Annotated in this window: 15 protein-coding genes; 8 read left to right on the top strand and 7 right to left on the bottom strand. The window is 70.9% G+C overall.

From position 1 onward, the window contains the following. Nucleotides 1-114: 114 nt before the first annotated feature. A complete protein-coding gene (locus tag ACIBEC_RS18120) occupies nucleotides 115-792 on the bottom strand; it encodes a hypothetical protein (protein WP_360493230.1) in 678 nt (225 codons plus the stop codon). A gap of 1,551 nt (nucleotides 793-2,343) precedes the next feature. On the opposite strand from ACIBEC_RS18120, the gene ACIBEC_RS18125 reads away from it, so the two are divergent. After that, nucleotides 2,344-3,204, top strand: coding sequence for a DUF5655 domain-containing protein (locus ACIBEC_RS18125; RefSeq protein WP_360493232.1), 861 nt, complete (start codon nucleotides 2,344-2,346; stop codon nucleotides 3,202-3,204). A gap of 405 nt (nucleotides 3,205-3,609) precedes the next feature. On the opposite strand, the gene ACIBEC_RS18130 is transcribed toward ACIBEC_RS18125, so the two are convergent. From ACIBEC_RS18130 to ACIBEC_RS18155, 6 genes are all read right to left on the bottom strand, one after another. Then, entirely contained in the window at nucleotides 3,610-4,632 is a 1,023-nt protein-coding gene (locus ACIBEC_RS18130; RefSeq protein ID WP_360493234.1) for a hypothetical protein, read from the bottom strand. 4 nt (nucleotides 4,633-4,636) lie between these two features. Continuing rightward, nucleotides 4,637-6,082 carry a DUF317 domain-containing protein gene (locus ACIBEC_RS18135; protein WP_360493237.1) on the bottom strand — a complete coding sequence of 482 codons (1,446 nt, stop codon included), beginning with the start codon at nucleotides 6,080-6,082 and terminating at the stop codon, nucleotides 4,637-4,639. A 121-nt stretch (nucleotides 6,083-6,203) separates the two neighbouring features. Next, nucleotides 6,204-7,082: a DUF317 domain-containing protein gene (locus ACIBEC_RS18140; protein ID WP_360493239.1), complete on the bottom strand. Its 879-nt coding sequence runs from the start codon at nucleotides 7,080-7,082 to the stop codon at nucleotides 6,204-6,206. 713 nt (nucleotides 7,083-7,795) lie between these two features. Next, nucleotides 7,796-8,617: a DUF317 domain-containing protein gene (locus ACIBEC_RS18145; protein ID WP_360493242.1), complete on the bottom strand. Its 822-nt coding sequence runs from the start codon at nucleotides 8,615-8,617 to the stop codon at nucleotides 7,796-7,798. A gap of 69 nt (nucleotides 8,618-8,686) precedes the next feature. Then, nucleotides 8,687-9,577, bottom strand: a complete 891-nt coding sequence (locus ACIBEC_RS18150) for a hypothetical protein (protein WP_360493245.1) — start codon at nucleotides 9,575-9,577, stop codon at nucleotides 8,687-8,689. A 631-nt stretch (nucleotides 9,578-10,208) separates the two neighbouring features. Next, nucleotides 10,209-10,982: a site-specific DNA-methyltransferase gene (locus ACIBEC_RS18155; RefSeq protein WP_360493248.1), complete on the bottom strand. Its 774-nt coding sequence runs from the start codon at nucleotides 10,980-10,982 to the stop codon at nucleotides 10,209-10,211. Nucleotides 10,983-11,696: 714 nt separating this feature from the next. On the opposite strand from ACIBEC_RS18155, the gene ACIBEC_RS18160 reads away from it, so the two are divergent. The 7 genes from ACIBEC_RS18160 (at nucleotide 11,697) to ACIBEC_RS18190 (ending at nucleotide 19,007) form a co-directional block, all read left to right on the top strand. After that, nucleotides 11,697-12,863: a C40 family peptidase gene (locus ACIBEC_RS18160; protein WP_360493251.1), complete on the top strand. Its 1,167-nt coding sequence runs from the start codon at nucleotides 11,697-11,699 to the stop codon at nucleotides 12,861-12,863. 98 nt (nucleotides 12,864-12,961) lie between these two features. Further along, complete coding sequence (locus ACIBEC_RS18165) at nucleotides 12,962-13,282, top strand: DUF6112 family protein (RefSeq protein ID WP_360493254.1); 321 nt, start codon at nucleotides 12,962-12,964, stop codon at nucleotides 13,280-13,282. After that, entirely contained in the window at nucleotides 13,282-13,983 is a 702-nt protein-coding gene (locus tag ACIBEC_RS18170; RefSeq protein WP_360493257.1) for a hypothetical protein, read from the top strand. Before ACIBEC_RS18165 ends, ACIBEC_RS18170 begins: the two co-directional genes overlap by 1 nt. A gap of 152 nt (nucleotides 13,984-14,135) precedes the next feature. Further along, nucleotides 14,136-15,491 (top strand): conjugal transfer protein TrbL family protein, encoded by a 1,356-nt coding sequence (locus ACIBEC_RS18175; protein ID WP_396287971.1) that lies wholly within the window; start codon nucleotides 14,136-14,138, stop codon nucleotides 15,489-15,491. A gap of 70 nt (nucleotides 15,492-15,561) precedes the next feature. Beyond that, nucleotides 15,562-17,022: an SCO6880 family protein gene (locus ACIBEC_RS18180; RefSeq protein ID WP_360493583.1), complete on the top strand. Its 1,461-nt coding sequence runs from the start codon at nucleotides 15,562-15,564 to the stop codon at nucleotides 17,020-17,022. 14 nt (nucleotides 17,023-17,036) lie between these two features. Next, on the top strand, nucleotides 17,037-17,483 hold the full coding sequence (locus tag ACIBEC_RS18185) for a DUF6238 family protein (protein ID WP_360493260.1): 447 nt from the start codon (nucleotides 17,037-17,039) through the stop codon (nucleotides 17,481-17,483). Between the two features lie 15 nt (nucleotides 17,484-17,498). Beyond that, nucleotides 17,499-19,007, top strand: coding sequence for an ATP-binding protein (locus ACIBEC_RS18190; protein ID WP_396287976.1), 1,509 nt, complete (start codon nucleotides 17,499-17,501; stop codon nucleotides 19,005-19,007). The last annotated feature ends 286 nt before the right edge of the window (nucleotides 19,008-19,293 follow it).

The following is a 19,293-nucleotide window of genomic DNA, read 5'->3' on the forward strand; positions in this document are numbered from 1 at the left end:
AAGTGCCGGGCTCCGGGCGCCATCGCTTCTCGCATGCCGGGCTTGGAGCCGGACCGGGCACGGTCAGCTCCAAGCCCGAGCGAGTGCCGCTCGCGCGGGGTCGCGATCCGGTGATCACGAGCCCAGGCAGTCACCATCTTCTGCCTCCACAGCGAGGGAACCGCTGCGAAGCAGTTGATCAACGACAGGCCCCGGCACCAGCAGATCAACGCTGCCGGCCGACCAGTGCGCAGCCACCTGATACACCGCAAGGACACCGGCCTCCCACCGGGGAAGCCGGTCCTCCTCCCCCTCCCCGCCGTGGGCGCGGTCGAGCGGCGGGAGATCGACCGTGACCGAACGGCGAGGAACCGCCGCGTGCTGCGCGGCCAGAGCACGCGCCTGGGCATTCCAGTCATCAACGAGGCGATCCAGCGCATCGAGAGCCTCCCCGCGACCCCGCCGGCGGGACCCGAACGCCCCGTATACCACCGCCATCACCGCAACCCTGCCCACCTCAAGCCCGTCCCAGCCGCCAGCACACTCCTGCTGCCAGCAGGCCCACGCCTCCTGCACCAGCCACGGACCGCCGGGCCCCGGGCCGACCAGAGCCGGCCCACCATCGGTCCCTGGATCCGGCAGGGTCGCGGCACAGGCCGCCTCCAGCAGAGCGGACTCGTCCAACGACGAGGCCAGGCTCCGACGTGCGCAATCCACTGCTCCGGCGAGGCCGGTACGCATCGGCTCGACCCACGGCGCAAGCCACGGGTACGCCGCCGTGACCACCTGACTCTCCAGCAGCTGCGCCTGCAAGCTCCACCACCTCCGACGCTTCCCCTCGCGCGCAGCATCCGAGTCCGCCCGCCTCACCCCCTCCGTGACGGGGCCCGCCTCGAACTCTGCCTCATCGCCCGGGGCACACACCCACGCCCTCAACGGCGCCAGAGACGACACCGCTTCAGCGAAGGCGACGAGCGGATGTTCACCCGGAAGCGGCCACGCGCAATGTGTGCACAACTCCCCGACCGCGAGCATCAGCGGCATCTCCAGACGGTGAACCGCCGGCGCGGATCGTAGCTGCCCGCAATCCGCGCCGCCATGAAGCCTTCCCAGGCCCGACGACGACCGGAAGCAGGACAGCGGCAGCTCCTGGAACAACCCCAACGGAACATCGGCCGCAAAGATCTGACCCAACCGAAGCCTGCGCGTTTCCGGGCTCAGCATCGCGGCGCCAACCGAAAAGCACAAAGACGAAGAGCGAATCGCGCCTCACCCGCCGCGACCCGAGCGGTTACCAGCGGCCCTCGGCGCAGCGACGGGCGAAGTGAGCTCCTTGTCGCGCTCTCAAGGGGTAGCAGCAGCTCAGCAACCACGCCCGGCCTCTGGTGATCGCGTGGTGGTCGCAGCGCAACGATCACTCGACAGGACTTCAAGCGAGGATCCCGACCCAGAAATCGGGACAAACCTGTGCGAATCAGTCGCCACCGAGGAAGATCGCGTACGGCGCCCGTCAAGCCGACGACAGCAGGTCACCCGCTCAGGAGGGCCGAGCTCCTCCGACCGCGAAGCACCACGCTTGACCATCCGGCCCCAACTCCAGCCTGGCTACGGCGAGTTGTCCACCGCCACCTGCCATCAGGCTGCGTTCCCAGACCGGTCAGGGCGCGACCACCATGCGACCACCACCCCGCGACACGCACAAAAAGGCGCTCCCATCATTTTGATGGAAGCGCCCTCCGACCTGCGAAAACTCGCGGTCGGGACGACAGGATTTGAACCTGCGACCCCTTGACCCCCAGTCAAGTGGGCCGTTCCTCTGCCTGCTTCGAGCGAAGCCAGCACGCCAGCTTCAAGCTCTCAAATCAGCTTACCACTCGCCGAATTGCACCGCACCCGCCTCCATGCACGAGTGGACCAGCTGACAGTGGCTCAATGGTTACTATGTGCAGGAATGTCCAAATCCGAACACCGCCGCCCACTAGCGCCCAAGGCATGTGGTCCCAAAGTGGTCCCAGAGCTCTGGTCACACGCAGCAACCGGCCCTTCGAGGCCCGCTTCAATCTCCCCAGTGGGAAGCACCTCCTTGCGGAAAGACCATCCCCCCCACAAGGTATCAGTGACACAGTGTGACGATATCCGGGGGCCCGTCAGATCGCACCACTGGCCGGAACGTCAGATCCAGTCTATTCCCTCCTGGGTAAAATGTGACAAACGCAATGATGTCTAGATTGCCCGACTTCTGGCATGTATGGTGTCCCGTCCATCGCCGGGCGGGCCGGCGGGTGGCGTGCTGGGGGGTTCGTGGCGGGACTGCAGGTGTTTCGAGTCGCTGGCGGGGATGTTCGCCGTGTCGAGGGCGCGGCCGTGGAGTTCGAGCGTGATCTCCAGCGGCTCGTGGAGGCGAACATGGAGGAGATGCTGGGTGGTGTCCGTTTCCTGGCGACCGAGTACTCCACCGGTCCCGTGCACCGGGGCCGGATCGACAGCCTCGGTCTGGACGAAGACGGAAGCCCAGTCCTGATCGAGTACAAGCGCACGAGCAGTGAGTCGGTCCTCGCCCAGGGGCTGTTCTACCTCTCGTGGCTGGTGGAGAACCGGTCAGAGTTTGAGGCGCTCGTCGAGCGGCGGCTGGGAGCGGAAGCCGCCGAGCGGGTGGACTGGAGCCGCCCGCGGGTGGTCTGCATCGCGGCGGAGTACACCCGCTACGACCTGGTGGCTGCTGGCATGTCCCACCATCGGATCGACATGGTGGTCTACCGGCGCTACGGGGACGACCTGGTGACGCTGGAGCTGGCGGTGTCGATCGCCGGCGGCTGCGGCTCCCTGGCGGTTGGCCGGTCGGAGCGGACACGGCTGGCTTCGTCCGTGCGCCGGACGGTCAGCGACGTGCTGTCGCAGGTGGGCGGCGAGGTACGGGAGCTGTACGACGAGTTGGACGCCCGTCTGCTCGACCTGGGCGAGGGGCACTCGGTGGAGCTGCAGCACTACGTCGCCTACCGCCGCCGGCGGAACTTCGCCTGCGTCCGGGTGCTGGCGCAGGCCCAGGCTCTGGTCGTCTTCCTGCGCGTCGACCCGACGACGGTCCAGCTGGTCCCGGGCTGGACCAGGGACGTCCGGAGAATCGGGCACCTCGGCACGGGCGAACTGGAGGTCCGGATCGGCTCGATGGAGGATCTCGACCGGTCAATGGCACTGCTTCGGACGAGCTACGCCGCTGCGGCGTAGTCCGTCAATGGCGATGGGCCGTACCCCCTTTGCGGGGTACGGCCCATCGCCATTATTCGGCCCGCTCACCGGAGGGCTGGGTCCGCGGGGCTGGCCCTGGTGTTCAGTGGTGTGCCGGGCGTACCAGGGCGGCGGTCAGCGCCGGCGCGGGCGGGATGATGAGGGTGGTGCGGTGACGGGCGGCTCGCTCGCCTGCCCGGCGGGGGGCGGATTGAGGGCCTGCTGGATGTGGGCCCGGCGGGCAGCCCAGCGACTCAGGTCGCGCTGGTAGGTCCGGACTTCCTCGCCTCCGGCAACGCGCGGGTCCGGTGCGGTGGGCTGGCGGCCCTGGGGGTTCGGCTGTTCGATGACGGTCCTCCGCATCAAGAGGTAGGGACTCCGGGCGCAGGCCCGAGTCGAGCGGGGTCAGTGTTCTTGGTCGTGCTGCGACTCTCGGGCCAGCGCGGTGATCAGGGCGCGTTCACGGACGAAGTCGGCGTGCACCTCGGGCTGGTTCGGGCCGAGGGCTTCGAGGGCGCTGTCGATCGCCGTGAGAGCTTCGGCTCGGCGCCCGAGCATCCGCCAGGCAGTGGCGGTACGGAAGAGCATGATCGGGTCGCCGTCGTCGAAGGTGGGCCACGCGGCCAGCTCCAGGATCCGCTCGGCCTGGTCGGGTAGCCCGTCACCGAGCCAGAGGCCGTGGAGCAGGGCGTGGCAGACCTGGGGGTTGTCACCGGCTTCGGCGAGGCTGCGGTCCATGGCGTCGAGAGCACCGCGCGCGGAGCTTCCGAGGAGGGCGAAGGCGGCAAGGGCGCGGGTGTACGGATCCCAGTGCGCTCGCTCGCTTCCCGATGCCTGGTTGAGCAGCTGCTGGATGCTGCGGCACCGGAAGTCGAAGCGCAGGCCGGCGAGGTGGATGTGCCGGAGCGCCTGGGCGTGGGTGCGGTCGGTGCCGGGCTGGGTGAGATGGTTGGTGCCGGTGAGGTGGGCGAGGGCGCTGTTGCGTCGGCTGCGGGCGTACCACGTGAGGTGGTTGGCCAGGGCGGCGCTGGTCTGCCAGTTGGCGTGGGCGCGGCTGAGCCAGCGGGCCGCTTCGCCGGTCCAGGGTCGGCCGGCGTCGATCTCACGCTCGATCAGCGTGCGGACGGCGGCGAGGGCGGCTGCGCGGAGGTCGTCTCGGGTGACGGCGATGCTGAGGGCGCTGTACCCGCTGGGGCGGTCGAGGAGGCCGCGGATCATGATCTGTTGGGTCTGCGGGTAGGCGGCGGCCCGGGCGATCCGCTCGATGGTGTGCAGGTCGGCGCTGGTGTCGTGCAGGACGGCTCCGTTTGGACGGGGGGTTCCGTTCGCCGGCTTCGTGTCGGCCGGTGCGGGCTGGTTCCGGGTGCGAGGGTGGCTGTTGGTGCTGGGGATGGTCGGCTCCGGGAAGCGGTGGCTCTGGTGACCCAACTGGTCAGCGGGTCCGCCGGGGGCCGGCTGGGGGTGGTGCCGCCGGTGCGGTGGCTGGCTGCGCGGCGGGCAGCGGGGTGGCCGGTGCGGATCGGGCGGCTGCGCGGCGGGCGGTCAGGTGGTGCTGGGGTGCGGTGCCGGTCCGTGTCGACTGGGCAAGGCGGTCGGCTTCTCGGGCTGCTGCGGTGATCAGGAAGGTCGGGGTGTCGGGGCTGAAGGTCGCGCTCCACAGGGCGGGCGGGTCGCCTCCGTCGAGCGTCCAGGCTTCAGCCAGCGGCACGATGTCCAGGGAGCTGGGCTCGCCCCGCAGGACCGACCACAGCTTCACGCCGGCGGGGCCGGTGCTCGACCTGTCCCGGTGGTGGAGGTCGCTCTTGTGCCAGTCCGACAGGCGGAGTTGGGCGTGGGCGAGGGCGGGGTCTCGGCTTCCGGGGACCGGATCGGGCCGGTAGCGGCGGTGTGGGGTGAAGCTCGGCTCGGGCGAGGACTCGAAGTCGTCCCAGACCTCTTCGACGTCGAGCCGCTCGAGGGCCTCGGCGAGCGCAGCGGTGACGGCGGCGACGACCGGCGTCGGGGTGTGGGTGGTGAAGCGGGCGGTCCAGGAGATGCGGTCCCCTTTACTGCTGCTCCATGGGGGACCGTCGCCGGTCGCGGTGATGGTCCAGGGGCTGGTCCAGCGCTGGTCGGGTCGGTGCTCGGGTGTGTGGGCGACGCTGACACGGCCGCAGGGGCTGTGCAGGGTCATGTTGCCGAGTTCGTCCTCGGTGTGGCGCCAGTCCCGCAGCGGCTCGACGGCGATGGTGGGGTCCTCGGTGTCGATGTCGGCGTGCGCCGGGGTGCTCTTGCCCTCCCTGGCCGAGGGGACGGTGAACACGACGTCGCGGTACGGCCGCGGGATTCGGTCGGCCCTGCGCGTTGCCGGCTTCGGCGCGGTGGCGGCCTTGAGTGTTGCGGTGATCAGGTGTGCTGGGGTGTGCCGGGAGAAGTCCGCCTGCCAACCGCGGGCCTCCAGCGGGCCGGCTGCTCGGCCGGCAACAATGGTCGTCGCGCCGGGCTCGGTGTCCGGGTTGGAGTACCAGGATCCGTCGACGCGGTGCCACAGCTCGATGCTCTCGACGGCTGGCTCGGGGCTCTCGGCGTGGACCTGGTCGCCGAGGAGGACGGTGTCCCATCCGGCGCGTTCGACGGCGTCGAAGATGCTGCGCAGGTCGGTGGGGCCGGCGACGGCGGCGAGTCGGTCGCGCTGGAGCTGGGTGGTGAGGTGGACGAGGGTGTCGGTGATGATCTCTGCCGGTGTACCGCTGGTGAACGTGGCTGTCCAGGTCGGCGGTGCGGTCAGGAGCGGATGATGGCTGATCTGCCAAGCGGTGTCGCTGTCGTGCTGGGCCGCGATCAGGAGGATGTCGTACGACGGGCTGGCCAGGCCGGCGCCGGCCTGGTGCCAGTCCACCGGGCGCCAGCCCCGCTTGGTCAGGTTCGTCCAGACGGTCTTCGACGCGCCAGGGCCTGCCAGGCGTCGGGGCAGGACTCGGACGGTCGTGTTGTCGGGGTCGATGGTGCTCCTCAGGCTGTCAGCGGCGGTGGCCGTCGCGGTTCGGGGTAGGTGGTGTTGCCCGTGGAACGGCTGGCGGTGCGCTCCCGCTGCCGGGTGAGGTGGGCAGTGGGCTGCGGGTGCGGGCTGCCCGGCCCCGCTGGACGTCCAGCGGGGTTGGGCTGGGGGGCAGTTCGATCAGCTCTGCGGCACCGATGACCGCGGCCCCGATCGTCAGGTTGCTCAGTTCACCGACGTCACGGGTGGCTTGGCCGAGCATCGCACCGGCGATGGCGTGCAGGATCCGGTCCGGGGTGGAGGTGCTGGCTGCCGCGCACCAGCCCTCGTACTCGTCGCCGATGGTGACGGTCCAGAACCCGTCCTGGCCGGCTTCCTCCCAGTCGCCGGCCCCGCCGCCGGGGTCGAGGACGATCCGGTCCTGCGGGGCGTGCATCGAGACCACCGTCTCCTGCTGCGCCCGGGCGTCCCAGGTGGTGGTCCACTCCGGGGGCTGGAAGAGGCTGCGCCACTCGCTGTCGGCGGCCGACCCGTGCAGCCGGGCGCCGGAGCGCAGCTTGGAGGCGAGGTCGGTGGTGATGGCCTCGACAATCTCGATGGGCGTGTGGTCGGTGAGGCACACGGTCCACTGGGGCGGCTCGAACGGGGCGTCGTGCACGGCGATCTTCCACATCGCGTCGGTCCCGTTCTGGGGCACGAAGCCGAGCCGGATCCGACCGTCGTGGGAAACGATGAACTGGTTGCCGCGGCCGTCGTCGAGGCACACGGCGCCGGCGTCGACGAGCGGGCGGATCGCCCGCTCGCTGTCCAGGACGGGGCCGGCGTACAGCGCCGGGGTGATGCTCAGCTGCAACCACGGCTGATCGTCGGCCTTCTTGACCCAGTAGGGGTTCGTGGTCAACAGCGGCTCCGGTCGGTCGGCCAGGGCAGCGCGGCCTCGGGTGGTTCCGTGTTGTTCTGCTGGGTGGTGATGAGTGCTCCAGGTAGGTACGTGACTGGGTGCCTTCTGCGGCTGTCGGCAGCCTCTGCCGGCCGCGCGCTGCGGCTGCCCGCAGGGCCGCGGGAGTGGTCGACGGACCGGTGGGCGCCGCCGGAGGCTGGCCAGCGCCGCGCTGAACACCGCGTACGCGCGATTCCGTTCGGCTCTCGGCGGGAGTTGGGGCCGGTGGGGAGTCGGTGAACACCTCGATGTACCGGGCGATGGCGTGCCTGAGCGGTTCGGGGTTCAGCTCGCCGTCGCGGTCGATGTCGGCCAGAGCACGCACGGTGTGCACGAATCCCAGCCGGGGCACCGTCTCATGGTCGTCGAAGAGGTTGGAGCCCAGTTGCGCTCCGCTGGCGCGCAGCACCACCTGGACGCGAATGCCGCGGTACGTGTCGCTGCGGATGCCGCCTGGCTCAAGCGCAGCGGTGATGAGGACGTCCGCACGGGGCGCGAGCTGTTGACGGCTGGTGGTGATGCCGTCCGGCAGCGGCGCCAGGGTCGTCAGTATGGCGGCGTGATCGACTATGTCGTCTCCTTAGTGGCGGTGCGGCGTTGGCTCTGGCCGAGCGGTTGCCGTCCATCCGGCCGTCGGCCGGGGCGGCTCGTACGGCTGGCGGGTCCGGAGCGGGTCACCGGACGGGCCGGGAGACAGCTGGCTCGTGGGTCACCGCCGCGGCCGGTGCGACGACGGCGCCGCCAGCCGCCTGGGCGGCAGGGGAGGCCGTACGCGCAGCCTGGGCCCGCGAACTGGCCCGGTGCTCGCTTCGGGCACTGGTGAGGTGAGGCAGGACTTCCGGTGCGAGGTCCGCGCGGTGCCGCCGGACCGGCGCGGGGGTGATCATGGGCCGGGTTGCCGCGGCGATCACATGGAGCGGGGTGCCCTTGGTGAAGTGGGCTTCCCAGTACGCGGGGGTGCCCTCCGGACCGGCCCAGAGCATGACGGTCTCGTCGTACGGCTCGAACTCCTTGGCCAGGCCCGTCGGCACGCGCCGGACCTCGAGTCCAGCGAGGCCATCCGGAGCGGTGAGAGGGATCACGTTAGCCGTGAACTCGCGCTTCCATCCAGCCTGTTCGACCAGCCGAGTGGCGTCCCGGACGAGGTAGCTGCGGCGGTTGAACACCTGCTCCGGGTATTCCTCAAGGTCTCCCGCGATGGTTTCCAGGAAGGCACCGACGATCTCGACCGGGGTACGGCCGTCGAACCGCGCCATCCAGTCCGGAGCGCCCATCGGATCGGCGCTAGCGACGAGTTGCCACCGGTCCAGGTAGTCGCCCATGAAGGCAACTCGCAGGCGGTGGCAGGGGCTGGAGATGAACAGGCTGGAGTTCTCGGGGTCGGTGTGGTGAGGCCAGTTCCGCTTCTTGATGAGCAGGTTGAGGGCATCGCCGGGGTCGCCTCCGGCGCCGGCCAGGTAGCGGGGGGCAACGTCGATCTGGGTGTCGTCGCGCATGGGCCTCGTGCAGTGGGTAGGGCGGGGTGGGAGCCGAGTGCAGTGGCCCGGTGGTCCGCGGGGTCTGGTTCAGCGTCGGGGAGCGGTGTCCCGGTGAGGCCCTGGCGGTGCCGGCGCTGACGTCCGCTCGGGGGCGGTGCGGTCCGCGGTGGCGCCTGCCCGTGTACGGGTCGCTGCCGCCTGCGCGCGCGATCCGGCGCTGGGCACGAAGATGGCGTGGGTGGGGATGGGGCGGAAGGTGAACGACTCCTCGTAGCCGTAGCCGGGATCGCCGCCGACCCAGGCCGCGTCGATGGTGCGGGTCCATTCCTGGACTTCCTGCAGGGTGGCGAAGGCGTGCTCGGTCAGGGAGTACCAGCCGGGGCCGGGCGCGATGTCCGTGGCGTCGGATCCGCGAGCCCAGAACGCTTCGATGTCGAGGGTGATCGCCTCGTCGACGTGCTGGTGGAAGACGCGGTAGGCCAGGTCCGGATCGGGAGCGTGCTGGTCCAGTGCGAGCACCCATGAGGGGGAGCGTTCCCAGCCGTAGGTGAAGTGGGCGAGGACCTCGTAGCGTCCTGGCGTGCGCAGTCGGTCCTCGACCTGTCGGGTGGCCGGGTCGTCGGGGCGGGCGTATAGGCCCCCGGTGTAGGTGACGGCGTCCGGGTCTGCGCCACGTTCGATGAGCCAGCGCTCCGCGAGCGCGATCATCGGCAGGATCTCGTAGTCGGTGGTGTAGGTGGCGGTGGTCGGGTCGCGCTGGACGTACGCGGCGACGAACTGCGGGGCGGGCAGGTCGGGGCCGATGCAGACCTCGTCTTGGAACAGGTAGTAGCTGTGCCTCGGGGAGCCGGTCGCTGGGGTGTGCTGCAGCCGCAGGGGCGGGGTGTCGAGCAGGAAGTCGAGCATGTAGACGGCGTGTGCCGCCTCCGGGGTGGCCGGTGCGAAGCCGTCGAGGGTGAACGGGTCGAAGTCGTCCAAGGGGTGGGTGTCGATGGTGGTCTCGCTTCGAAGGACGACTTGGTGCTGCCGTCTGGGGTGGGGGTGGCGAAGGCATTGTCGGTGGCGGGCAGTTGTGTCAGCGGGGCCGGGGGCCTGCTTTGGGGGCGGCACGGCAGCCGTTCCCGGGGAGTCGGCGGTGCCGTTGGCAGCGCGACCGAGGCCGTCCTGCTGGGCCGCTGTCGTACGGGTGCGGGCGGCTCCGGCCCGTGGCGAGCGGCTGACGTCGAGCCGGCCCACAGCGTGGTCGCCAGCCTGCGGCCGGCGTCGATGATGGCGGCCGTGAGTTGGGGAGACTCACTGGCATCTCCACCGATCCGGTGATGAGCCGCCATCCGCCGGCCGCTCGCAGGGTTCGAGTGCTGCGGGCCATCACGCCGCCGTCCCCAGTGATGATGCCGACGAGCCTTCGGCCCTCGTAGCGAACGGCCGGACGGCCGTGTCGGGCAGGCCCGACACGATCGGGGCGGGGGCTGCGTCGCCCGGTCCAGGCCGTCGGATGGATGGGCGTCGGCTTCCGAGCAGTCCGACGGGTCGCCGTACTTCTCGAACAACTACCGCCCTTGGGCCGGGCGGGCCGGGCCAGCCGCGAAACGGCGGCCCGGCCCGGCGGTCAGGCTTCGTCCGGATCCGACTCCACCGTTTCGGGGTCGAGCGCGCCCGAGGCGAACTGCTGCTCGGCTTCGGCGAGGCGGCGCTCGGCGATCTCGGCATAGTGCGAAGTCACCTCGACGCCAATGAAGTTGCGACCCTCCAACAGGGCCGCAACGCCCGTCGAGCCGGAGCCCGCGCAGAAGTCCAGGACGGTGCCGTCCGGGCGGCAGATCTTGACGAGCTCCCGCATCACTGAGACCGGCTTCTGGGTGATGTGGACGCGGCCAGTGCGAGGCTGCGAGGCGGTGTACAGGCCGGGCAGGTAGACGGGGTGGGCGTCGCCATCGATCGGGCCCTTGCTGCCCCACAGAACGAATTCACAATTCTGCGTGAACCTACCCTTTTGCGGTCGCGCGGCGGGCTTGTACCAGGCGAGCGCGCCGCGCCAGATCCAGCCGCCGGCCTGCAGGGCGTCGCTAGTGGCAGCCAGTTGGCGCCAATCCGTGAAAACGAGCGCAACGCCACCGTTCCTGGTGGCCCGATAGGACTCGGCGAGGAGCTGGCTCAGCCAGTACGTGTAACTCCTCTGGTCCTTGTTCTCGCCGGGGAAATCGGCGAGGGTGTGGGCGGCGTCAGCGGAGGTGTACTTCGCACGGGCCGTCCGCCCGGTCCTTTCCTGCGTGGTACGCCCACCCGAATTGTAAGGCGGGTCGGTGATGACGCAGTCGACGGAGTTCGAGGGGATCGCGGCGAGCCGGGTGAGGGCGTCGCCCCGGTGGATTTCGTAGGGCAAGGGGCGGGCTGTCCTCCTGGTCGGGGAAGGGGAAGGCAGCCAGAGCATGGCATCCGACCTGGGCTTTTCGGCCGCAGTCGGGTGGGTGAAACCGACGCTTGGACCGTGGGCTCCGGCTGCGAGGAGGAACCTAGCTCACGTGCGGCTCGCGACCTAAAAAGGCCGAATCCGGCAGCCGATGAAGATCGTTTTAGGTTGCGAGCTGCACCTTGCCAATCGTCTCCCGTGCCCCAGAGAAAGCCCGTCGGCCCGCTGATCTTCGTTTTAGGTTGCGAGCCGAACCTCGCCTACCGTGGGGCACCCGATCGGGACGCTTCCCTCGTTCGACCCAGCGGCCATCGTTCTTTTTAGGTCGCGAGCCGAAGAGGGGCTAACGTCCTGCGGGTCGGTCGCCGGGATATCTCCGTGCCGAGCGTTCGTCGCTTTTTAGGTCGCGAGCCTTCGATTCGGTAGCTTCGGCGGTCTAAAGCGAATTCCATCTATCCGTTCCAGGGGACAGCCATGCCCTTTTCGAGATTACGAGCGCGGCTTGCTGCCGCTCTCGCCGGCCCGCCCGTCCGCCGAAAGGGCGGGCCCCTCACCCCGCGCTCGGTCGCATGACCCGACAGGAGACCTCATCATCCGCTCCCTCACCGTACGGACGCCGATTCCCAGCTCCCGGCCTCCGGACGCCTCCGCCGCCGCTCCGGCGGGAGGTGGCGCTCTGGAGACGCGATGAGCCTGAAGAAGGTGGTCGGCCTCGGCGCGGCCGGGCTCCTGCTCACGCCGTTCGCCGTGGCGTTCCCCGCGCTAGCCGTGGCGGCCAACGACGAAGCCACCAAGGCCAACAGCAACAACACGTGCACGTCCGGGCCCGGCCCACAGCCTGTGGACACGGCCGCCGTGGCCGCTCAGGTCAAGCAGATTCTGAACGGGCTTGCAGGACCGCTCGCTTCGGTTAGCGGCCTGGACTCCCCGAGTGTCCAGATCCCCAACGCCAGGACGATCGTGGCCACCGGCATCGCCATGCAGGTCCCCGCTCGCGGCCAGACCATCGCGCTGGCAACTGCGCTGCAGGAGTCCGGACTCAGCAACCTGAGCTCCGGTGACCGCGATTCGCTCGGCCTCTTCCAGCAGCGCCCGTCGCAGGGCTGGGGCACGCCCGTGCAGATCCAGGACCCTGTGTACGCCTCCACCAGCTTCTACAAGGCCCTTCTGGGCGCGGCCGGCTGGCAGCAGCTGCCGCTGACCATGGCCGCGCAGGCGGTCCAGAAGTCTGGCTATCCGGACGCGTACGCGAAATGGGAGAACCTGGCGACCGCTCTTCAGCAGGCCATCTCCCAGGCCCTGCCCGGGGGTTCGAGTCCGGGCGGTTCCCCGTCTCCGACCGCGACCCCCGCACCGTCGCCCTCCTCGGGTGGGTGCGGAACCGGTACGGGTACGGGGACGGACTGGGGCACGATCCCGCCCGGCGTCCTGCCCGCCGGCTACCAGATCCCCACCGACGCCCCGCTCGCCGTGCAGAACGCGATCAAGTTCGCGCTCGGTCAGCTAGGGACGCCGTACCAGTGGGGCGGCGACTGCACTGCGCCGCACGGCCCGGACCCGATGGGCCGGTGCGACTGCAGCTCGTTGATGCAGCAGTCTTACAAGACCGGCGGCGTGACGCTGACGCGCACAACCTACACGCAGGTCAGCGAGGGCACCGCCGTCTCGGTGGACGCCTTGCGCCCCGGCGACCTGCTGTTCATCGAGCCCGGGCCGCAGGGCCCGGAGCACGTGGGCATGTTCATCGGCCAGGGCCTCGTGGTGCACGCGCCGAAGACGGGCGACGTGGTCAAGATCTCCACGCTCGACTCCTGGAAAGCGGGCATCGTCGCCGCCCGCCGCGTCGCCACCTGACGGCAACCTCCGTCGATCTCAGCGCACTTCGCGCATTCTACCCCTCCCTCGCGCGGACACACCGCGCCCCTCCCTACCCCTCTAGCCGTGGAGTGTGATTGCTCACCTACCTCGCCGATTCCGCCACCAAGGTCCAGCTGGCCTTCGACCCCGGCATCACTCCCAGCCAGGGCGGCCTTCCCGGCCTCGACGTCCTCAAGTCCACGGTCGGCTCGATCAACCTGTTCGCGATCATCGCGGTGGTCGGCGCCCTGTGCGTGTCCGGCATCGTCTGGGCCTGGGGCCACCACACGGGTTCGCACGGCAGCGAGCAGAAGGGCAAGCAGGGCGCGCTCGTGGCGGCCGGCGCGGCCCTCCTGCTGGGCGCCGCCAACGGCATCGTCAGCTTCTTCAGCGCAGTCGGGACGAACGTCCACTGATGCTCAAGTCCTCGCCGTTCACCGGGCAGTCCGTGCTGCTGCGCCGTCTGCTGATCGGCCTGGGCGTGCTCGTGGTCGTCGCTCTGCTGGCCGGGCTCATCGCCCGGCTCGCGGGCGGCGGCCACCGCACCCCGAGCGCCGCCAAGTCCCCTTCTGCTGCAGCTGTTTCGGCACCGCCTTCTCCGCCATCGCCGCGCACCAGCACCACCCCGTCGACCGGGCCGACGATCGGCACGGCCCCCGTCGTCGCCGCACCCCCGCACACCAGCGACCCGATCGCGTTCGCGAAGGCGTTCGCCGCGGCCCTGTGGAGCTACGACACCCGCACCGCCACCCAGCCCCAGCAGCTCGCCGGCCTGCGCGGGTGGCTGACCGGTGAGAGCCAGTACGCCGACCCGGACGCACTCGCCGCGCAGGTACCGGACCCGACCCTGTGGGACCGGATGCGCGACAACGGCCAGTTCGCCGTCGGCGAGGTGGCCGAGGCGCACCTTCCCGCCGCGTGGCAGCAGGCCATCGGCAAGGATCCGACGCAGCTGACCATCGCCTACATCTACGCGGTCACCGTCACCGGCAAGCAGACCGTCAGCTGGCGCGACGGCGGCGCCGGCGCCGAGGACCGCTCCATCACCCTGGCCGTGCAGTGCCGGCCGAGCCACGACTGCGCGCTGGCCTCCATCGCCCCCACCGTCTACCCCTGACCTCACTCATCGGTCCCAACCAGAGGAGCTGATCGCCCATCGGCTTTTGTGATCTCCCCGGCTCCGGCCTGCTCTGCGACGTCATCGTCGGCGGCGTCAGCGACTCGGTCACCGACTCCATCGGCAAGTGGATCGCCAAGTCCGCCGGCGACTTGGCGAAGAGCGCCGTCGACCTCGCCTCGCGCGCCGTCGACAAGACCACCAGCATCGACCTGTCGGCCGAGTGGTTCCGCACCAACTACGCCACGATCTTGCCGATTGCTTTGACCATGTTGGTGATGACCTTCATCTTCCAGCTGATCAGGGCGGCCTGGCGCCGCGACGGCCAGGCACTCGGCCAGGCCGTCACCGGCACCGTCTCAGCGACGCTGTTCGCGATGACTGCGATCACCTTCACCGGCGTCGCCGTCGCCGTCGTGGACGCTCTGTCCCGCGGGCTGTTCCAGATCGCCAACACGAACATGGACGACGCCGTCAGGCGGATCGTCCGGGTGTCGATGATCAGCATCACGTCACCGCTCGGCTGGGCGATCCCCGCGCTGGTCGCACTCGGCTGCGCTGCCGGAGCGATCCTCTACTGGGGCGCGATGGTCCTGCGCAAGGTGACCATTCTCGTGCTCGTCGTGCTCGCGCCGTTCGCGGCGGCCGGCGGCTCCTGGGAGCCGACACGCGACTGGCGGCGCAAGTGGATCGAGGCCACCGCGACGGTGGTCTTCAGCAAGATGATCATGACGGTGATCATGCTGGTCGGTGTCTCCGCCCTCGGCGAGAGCAACACCAAGGACGGCGTGCAGGCGCTGTCGGACATCATCGCCGGCCTCGTCGTCATGATGCTGGTGCTGCTCAGCCCGATGGCGATCTACAAGTTCGTGCACTGGGCCGGCGACGGCGGACAGTCCCACGACCTGCACCGCTCGACCGCTGCCGGCCTTCAGGCCGGCGCCGCCGCCGCGAAGAAGGGCGGCCGGATGGCCGCCACCGCAGCAACCGGCGGCGCGGCGATGGGCGGAGGCGCGGCGATGGGCGGCGGCGCCCCGCAGGGCCCGGCCCAGGTTCCTGGCCAGGACAGCCCGGTCGGCGGCAACACCTCCGACTCCGGCTCCGGCTCCGGCTCCGGCTCGGCCCCGTCGACGCCGAGCACGTTCCGGTTCCCCGGCACCTCCTCCGGAGGCGGCGGCGACGACGCGATCGACCAGGCCCTGATCACCCGGCGCGGCAGCCGCAACGGCAACGGCGGCGACCAAGGACAGCCCCTAATCTCCCGGGCCCCGGCCTCCGGCCAGCAGCCCGGAGCGCCCGGCGAGGGGTCATCCACCAAGGCGAGCAGTGCAGTTACCGCCTCCACCGCCGCGGGCGGGTCCGGTGCGCCGCAGGTCGTCCTCGGCGCCGCGCGTTCCACCAGCTCTCCCTCCTCAGCCGGGGCAGCAGAAACGTTTCCCTCTGCCGCAGCGGGGCCGACCTCCGCACCGGGCGCCGCCGTCGGCTCCTCCACCCCGCCCACCTCCTGACCGCCGCCGGCCGGGGCCACCCCTCGCCCGAGCCCCGGCCGGCCTCCCGCCCTCACCGAAAGAGTCGCCCCTGTCGGCCTCCGACCTCCCCCTGCCGACCGTCCGGTTCCCCAGCCGGTCCCGCCGCGGCGTGCTACTCGGGCTCAGTGTCGCCCAGCTCACCGTCGTCGGCACGGCCGGCGCCCTGCTCCTGGCGACGATGGTCGCCACCGGACTGGCCGGCGCCGCCCTGGCCACCCCCGTCTGGGCTCTGGCCGCCGCCCTCGTCATCGTCCGCGTCCACAGCCGCTCCATCGCCGATTGGTCACCTATCGCTACCCGCTTCTACCTGCGCCGCGCCAAGGGCCAGCTCGTCTGGCTCGCCCGTCCCGCCACCCGGCCCCGCCGCGACGGTCTCCTCCACCTGCCCGGCACCGCGGCGAGCCTTCGCGCCGTCACCGCCCCGGGCGGCACGCTCGGCGCGGTCCACGACCCGCAGAAGAACACCCTCACCGCCGCCATCCGCGTCAGCTCCCGCGCGTTCGCGCTGCTCGACCCGCCGACCCAGTCCGCCAACGTCTCTGCCTGGGGCCGGTGCCTGGCCTCGCTCGCCCGTACCGGCTACATCACCACCGTGCAGGTCATCGAGCGCACCGTCCCTGACAGCGGTGATGCCCTGCAGCGCTACTGGGCCGAGCACGGCCGACCCGACGCGAAGGTCGCCGGCCCCGTCTACGAGGAACTGCTCGCCGCCTCCGGCCCGACCGCAGCGCCTCACGAGTGCTACATCGCGGTGAGCCTCGACCTCAAGGCGGCCCGCCGCCTGATCGGGGAGGCCGGCGGCGGCCTGGTCGGCGCCTTCGCAGTGCTCGCCCAGCTGGTCCCCGGCTTCGAGCAGTCGCTGCGCAACGCCGGTCTGAACCCCGGCGGTTGGCTGACCACCGAGGAGTTCGCCGCCGTGATCCGCAGCGCGTACGACCCGAAGGCCCTCGCCCACCTCGAGCAGTGGTCCGAGACCGGCCAGCCCACGGCCGACCCGGCCGCCGCCGGTCCGGTCGTCGTCGTCGAGGAACCCGCACGCCTCACCACCGATACGGCGTGCCACGCGGTCTACTGGATCGAGCAGTGGCCCCGCTCGGAGGTCGCCCACGGCTTCCTCCACCCGCTCATCTTCGCAGGTGGCGCGCGCCGAACGCTCTCCCTGACCTACGGCCCCCAGGCCCTGGAGGCCGCGCTCAAGGCGGTGCAGCGCACCAAGGCGTCGATCATCGCGGACGCCGCCGAACGCGTGCGCAAGGGACAGGTCGACTCCGAGGCCGACTCGATGGAGTACGCGGACGCCAAGCAGCACGAGCGCGAGCTGATCGCCGGCCACGCCGACGTCGACCTGACCGGCCTGGTCGTCGTCTCCGCCGACACCCCCGAAGAGCTGCGCCGGGCCTGCGCCTCCATCGAGACCGCCGCCGCCGGCACCGGCCTGGACCCGCGGCTCCTGCGCTGGCAGCAGGCCGACGCCTTCACCCAGGCCGCCCTGCCGCTCGCGCGCACCTGACGGGAGGCCCCGCCGTGCACCACCCGCCGACCGGCGACCACCACCGCCTGCTGCGGTTCGCCACCGCCGGCCTCGACGTCCACCACCACACCGCCCTGCCCGAGCAAGAGCCTGTCTCCCGCGCCGAGTTGGACGCCCTGCACGCCCACTGCGTCGCGCTGTTCGCGCTGCTCGACACCCACACCGGCACCACCCGGCCCCGCGCGCCAGCCGAGGCCGACCACCTCCACGCCGCCCGCATCCGCATCTGGCAGACCTGCGAAGCCCTCCACGGCGCCTACCACCGCGCCCCGCGCGCCGACGGACGCCGCCCCACCCGCGAGGCGTGCGCACTCCGGCTACCGGAAGGGGCACCGGACATGGCGATCTGCCAGCGCCATACCGCCACCGCAGGGCGCGTTCGCCGCATCGCCACCCCCTCCGAGCTGCGCGGTACCCCCACCGCCTCCTCCCGCACCTGATCTGGAGAAACGTTCCTGCGCTCCGCCAGTGCCACCCCCCTGTTCACCCCGACCCGCTCAGACCGCGCCGCCCGCCGCCAGGCCAAGCGCGACCTCGCCGCTGCCCGCCGCACCGCCCGCAAAGCCGGCCAGCCCCACCGCCCGAAGAGCCGCCGCGAGGAGAACGCCGAACTCCTCCCCGCCTACCCCGCCGCCGGCCGCCCCGGCCCGGCCTCCCTGCGCGGCGGCAAGCTCAAGCTTCCCGCGCACCGCATGACCACCGCGACCGCCAGCGCCGCGTACCCGTTCCTGGCGGAGGGCGGCCTCGGCTCCTCGGGCGTGCTCATCGGCCGCGACGTCCACGCCGAAGCCTCGTTCGTCTTCGACCCTTTTGCCCTGTACGGAAAAGTTGAAAATTTCACCAATCCGAACACGCTGATCGCCGGCGTCATCGGACAGGGGAAGTCGGCGCTTGCCAAGTCAATTGCCCTGCGCAGCACGGCATTTGGCTACCGCGTGTATGTGCCGTGCGACCCGAAGGGTGAGTGGACGCCCGTCTCGGAGGCGGTCGGCGGCACCACCATCGCGTTGGGTCCTGGACTTCCGGGCAAGTTGAACCCCTTGGATGCCCCGCCCCCGCCGGCGGGAGTGGATCCGGCCGACTGGGCGGGCGAGGTCCGCAAGCGAAGGCTGCTGCTGCTCGGCTCGCTGGCGCGCACCGTGCTCAAGCGCGATCTCGCGCCGATGGAGTACACCGGGCTCGATGTCGCACTGGACGCGGTCGTCGCCCGCACCGAGCTGACCGGCCAGGTGCCGCTGCTTGGCGACGTCGCCGCCGTCCTCGGGCAGCCCGCCGTCCTGGACGCGGCGCTCGGTGACCCCACTCGCCGGGTCGGCGCCGCTGCCCAGGACCTCTCCCACGCGCTGCGCCGGCTGATCAACGGCGACCTCGCCGGCATGTTCGACGCGCCGTCGACCGCGACCTTCGATCCGCGCAGCCCGATGCTGACGATCGACCTGTCCCGTCTCGGATCCACCGGCGACGACACGGCGCTGGTGCTGGCGATGACATGTACGTCGGCATGGATGGAGGCCGCACTCAGCGATCCCAATGGCGGTCGCAGGTGGGTCGTGTATGACGAGGCGTGGCGCGTCATGCGGCACGAGGCCCTGCTCCAGCGCATGCAGGCGCAGTGGAAGCTGAGCCGCGGGTTGGGCATCGCCAACATGCTGATCATCCACCGCTTGAGCGACCTGCTCAGCGCCGGTGACGCCGGTTCGCGTACCCGTGCTCTGGCGGAGGGCCTGCTGACCGACTGCGCGACCCGCGTGATCTACCGCCAGGAAGCCGACCAGCTGGCCGCCACCGCCGGCCTTCTCGGCCTCAGCGGCGTGGAGACCGCCGCCATCGCCCAGCTGGGCAAGGGCCGCGGGCTGTGGCGGGTGGCCGGGCGGAGCTTCGTTGTTCAGCACCTGCTCCACCGGGCCGAGTTGAGCCTCTTCGACACCGACGCCCGGATGCACGAGAGCCAGACGGCGGCCTGATCGCCACCGGGGTGACCGCAGACATCGCGGTCGGGTGGCGGCCCAGGCCCGAACGAGGCGACCACGAGGCCATCGTCGCACGAGCCAGGCTCTCCGGGGCCGGAACTCCGGAAACAGGCCGAGGTCCCCTGCCGCCGACCGGTGACGGACGGCCGCCCCATCCGCCTCTTCTCGCCCTTTCCCCAGCGCAGTTGACTGTTCAGGAGCCGTCATCACGCACGTCACCATCGCCCACCTGCCCGAGCGGGACACGGTCGTCGCCGACCCGCCCGACCGGCGCAGCGCG

It is taken from the genome of Kitasatospora sp. NPDC051164 (assembly GCF_044455625.1).
Classification (GTDB): Bacteria; Actinomycetota; Actinomycetes; order Streptomycetales; family Streptomycetaceae; genus Kitasatospora.

Coding starts and splice junctions, on each gene's coding strand:
- ACIBEC_RS18145 (WP_360493242.1), bottom strand. CDS start 8,617: ATGCGCGACGACACCCAGATCGACGTTGCCCCCCGCTACCTGGCCGGC.
- ACIBEC_RS18170 (WP_360493257.1), top strand. CDS start 13,282: ATGCTCAAGTCCTCGCCGTTCACCGGGCAGTCCGTGCTGCTGCGCCGT.
- ACIBEC_RS18160 (WP_360493251.1), top strand. CDS start 11,697: ATGAGCCTGAAGAAGGTGGTCGGCCTCGGCGCGGCCGGGCTCCTGCTC.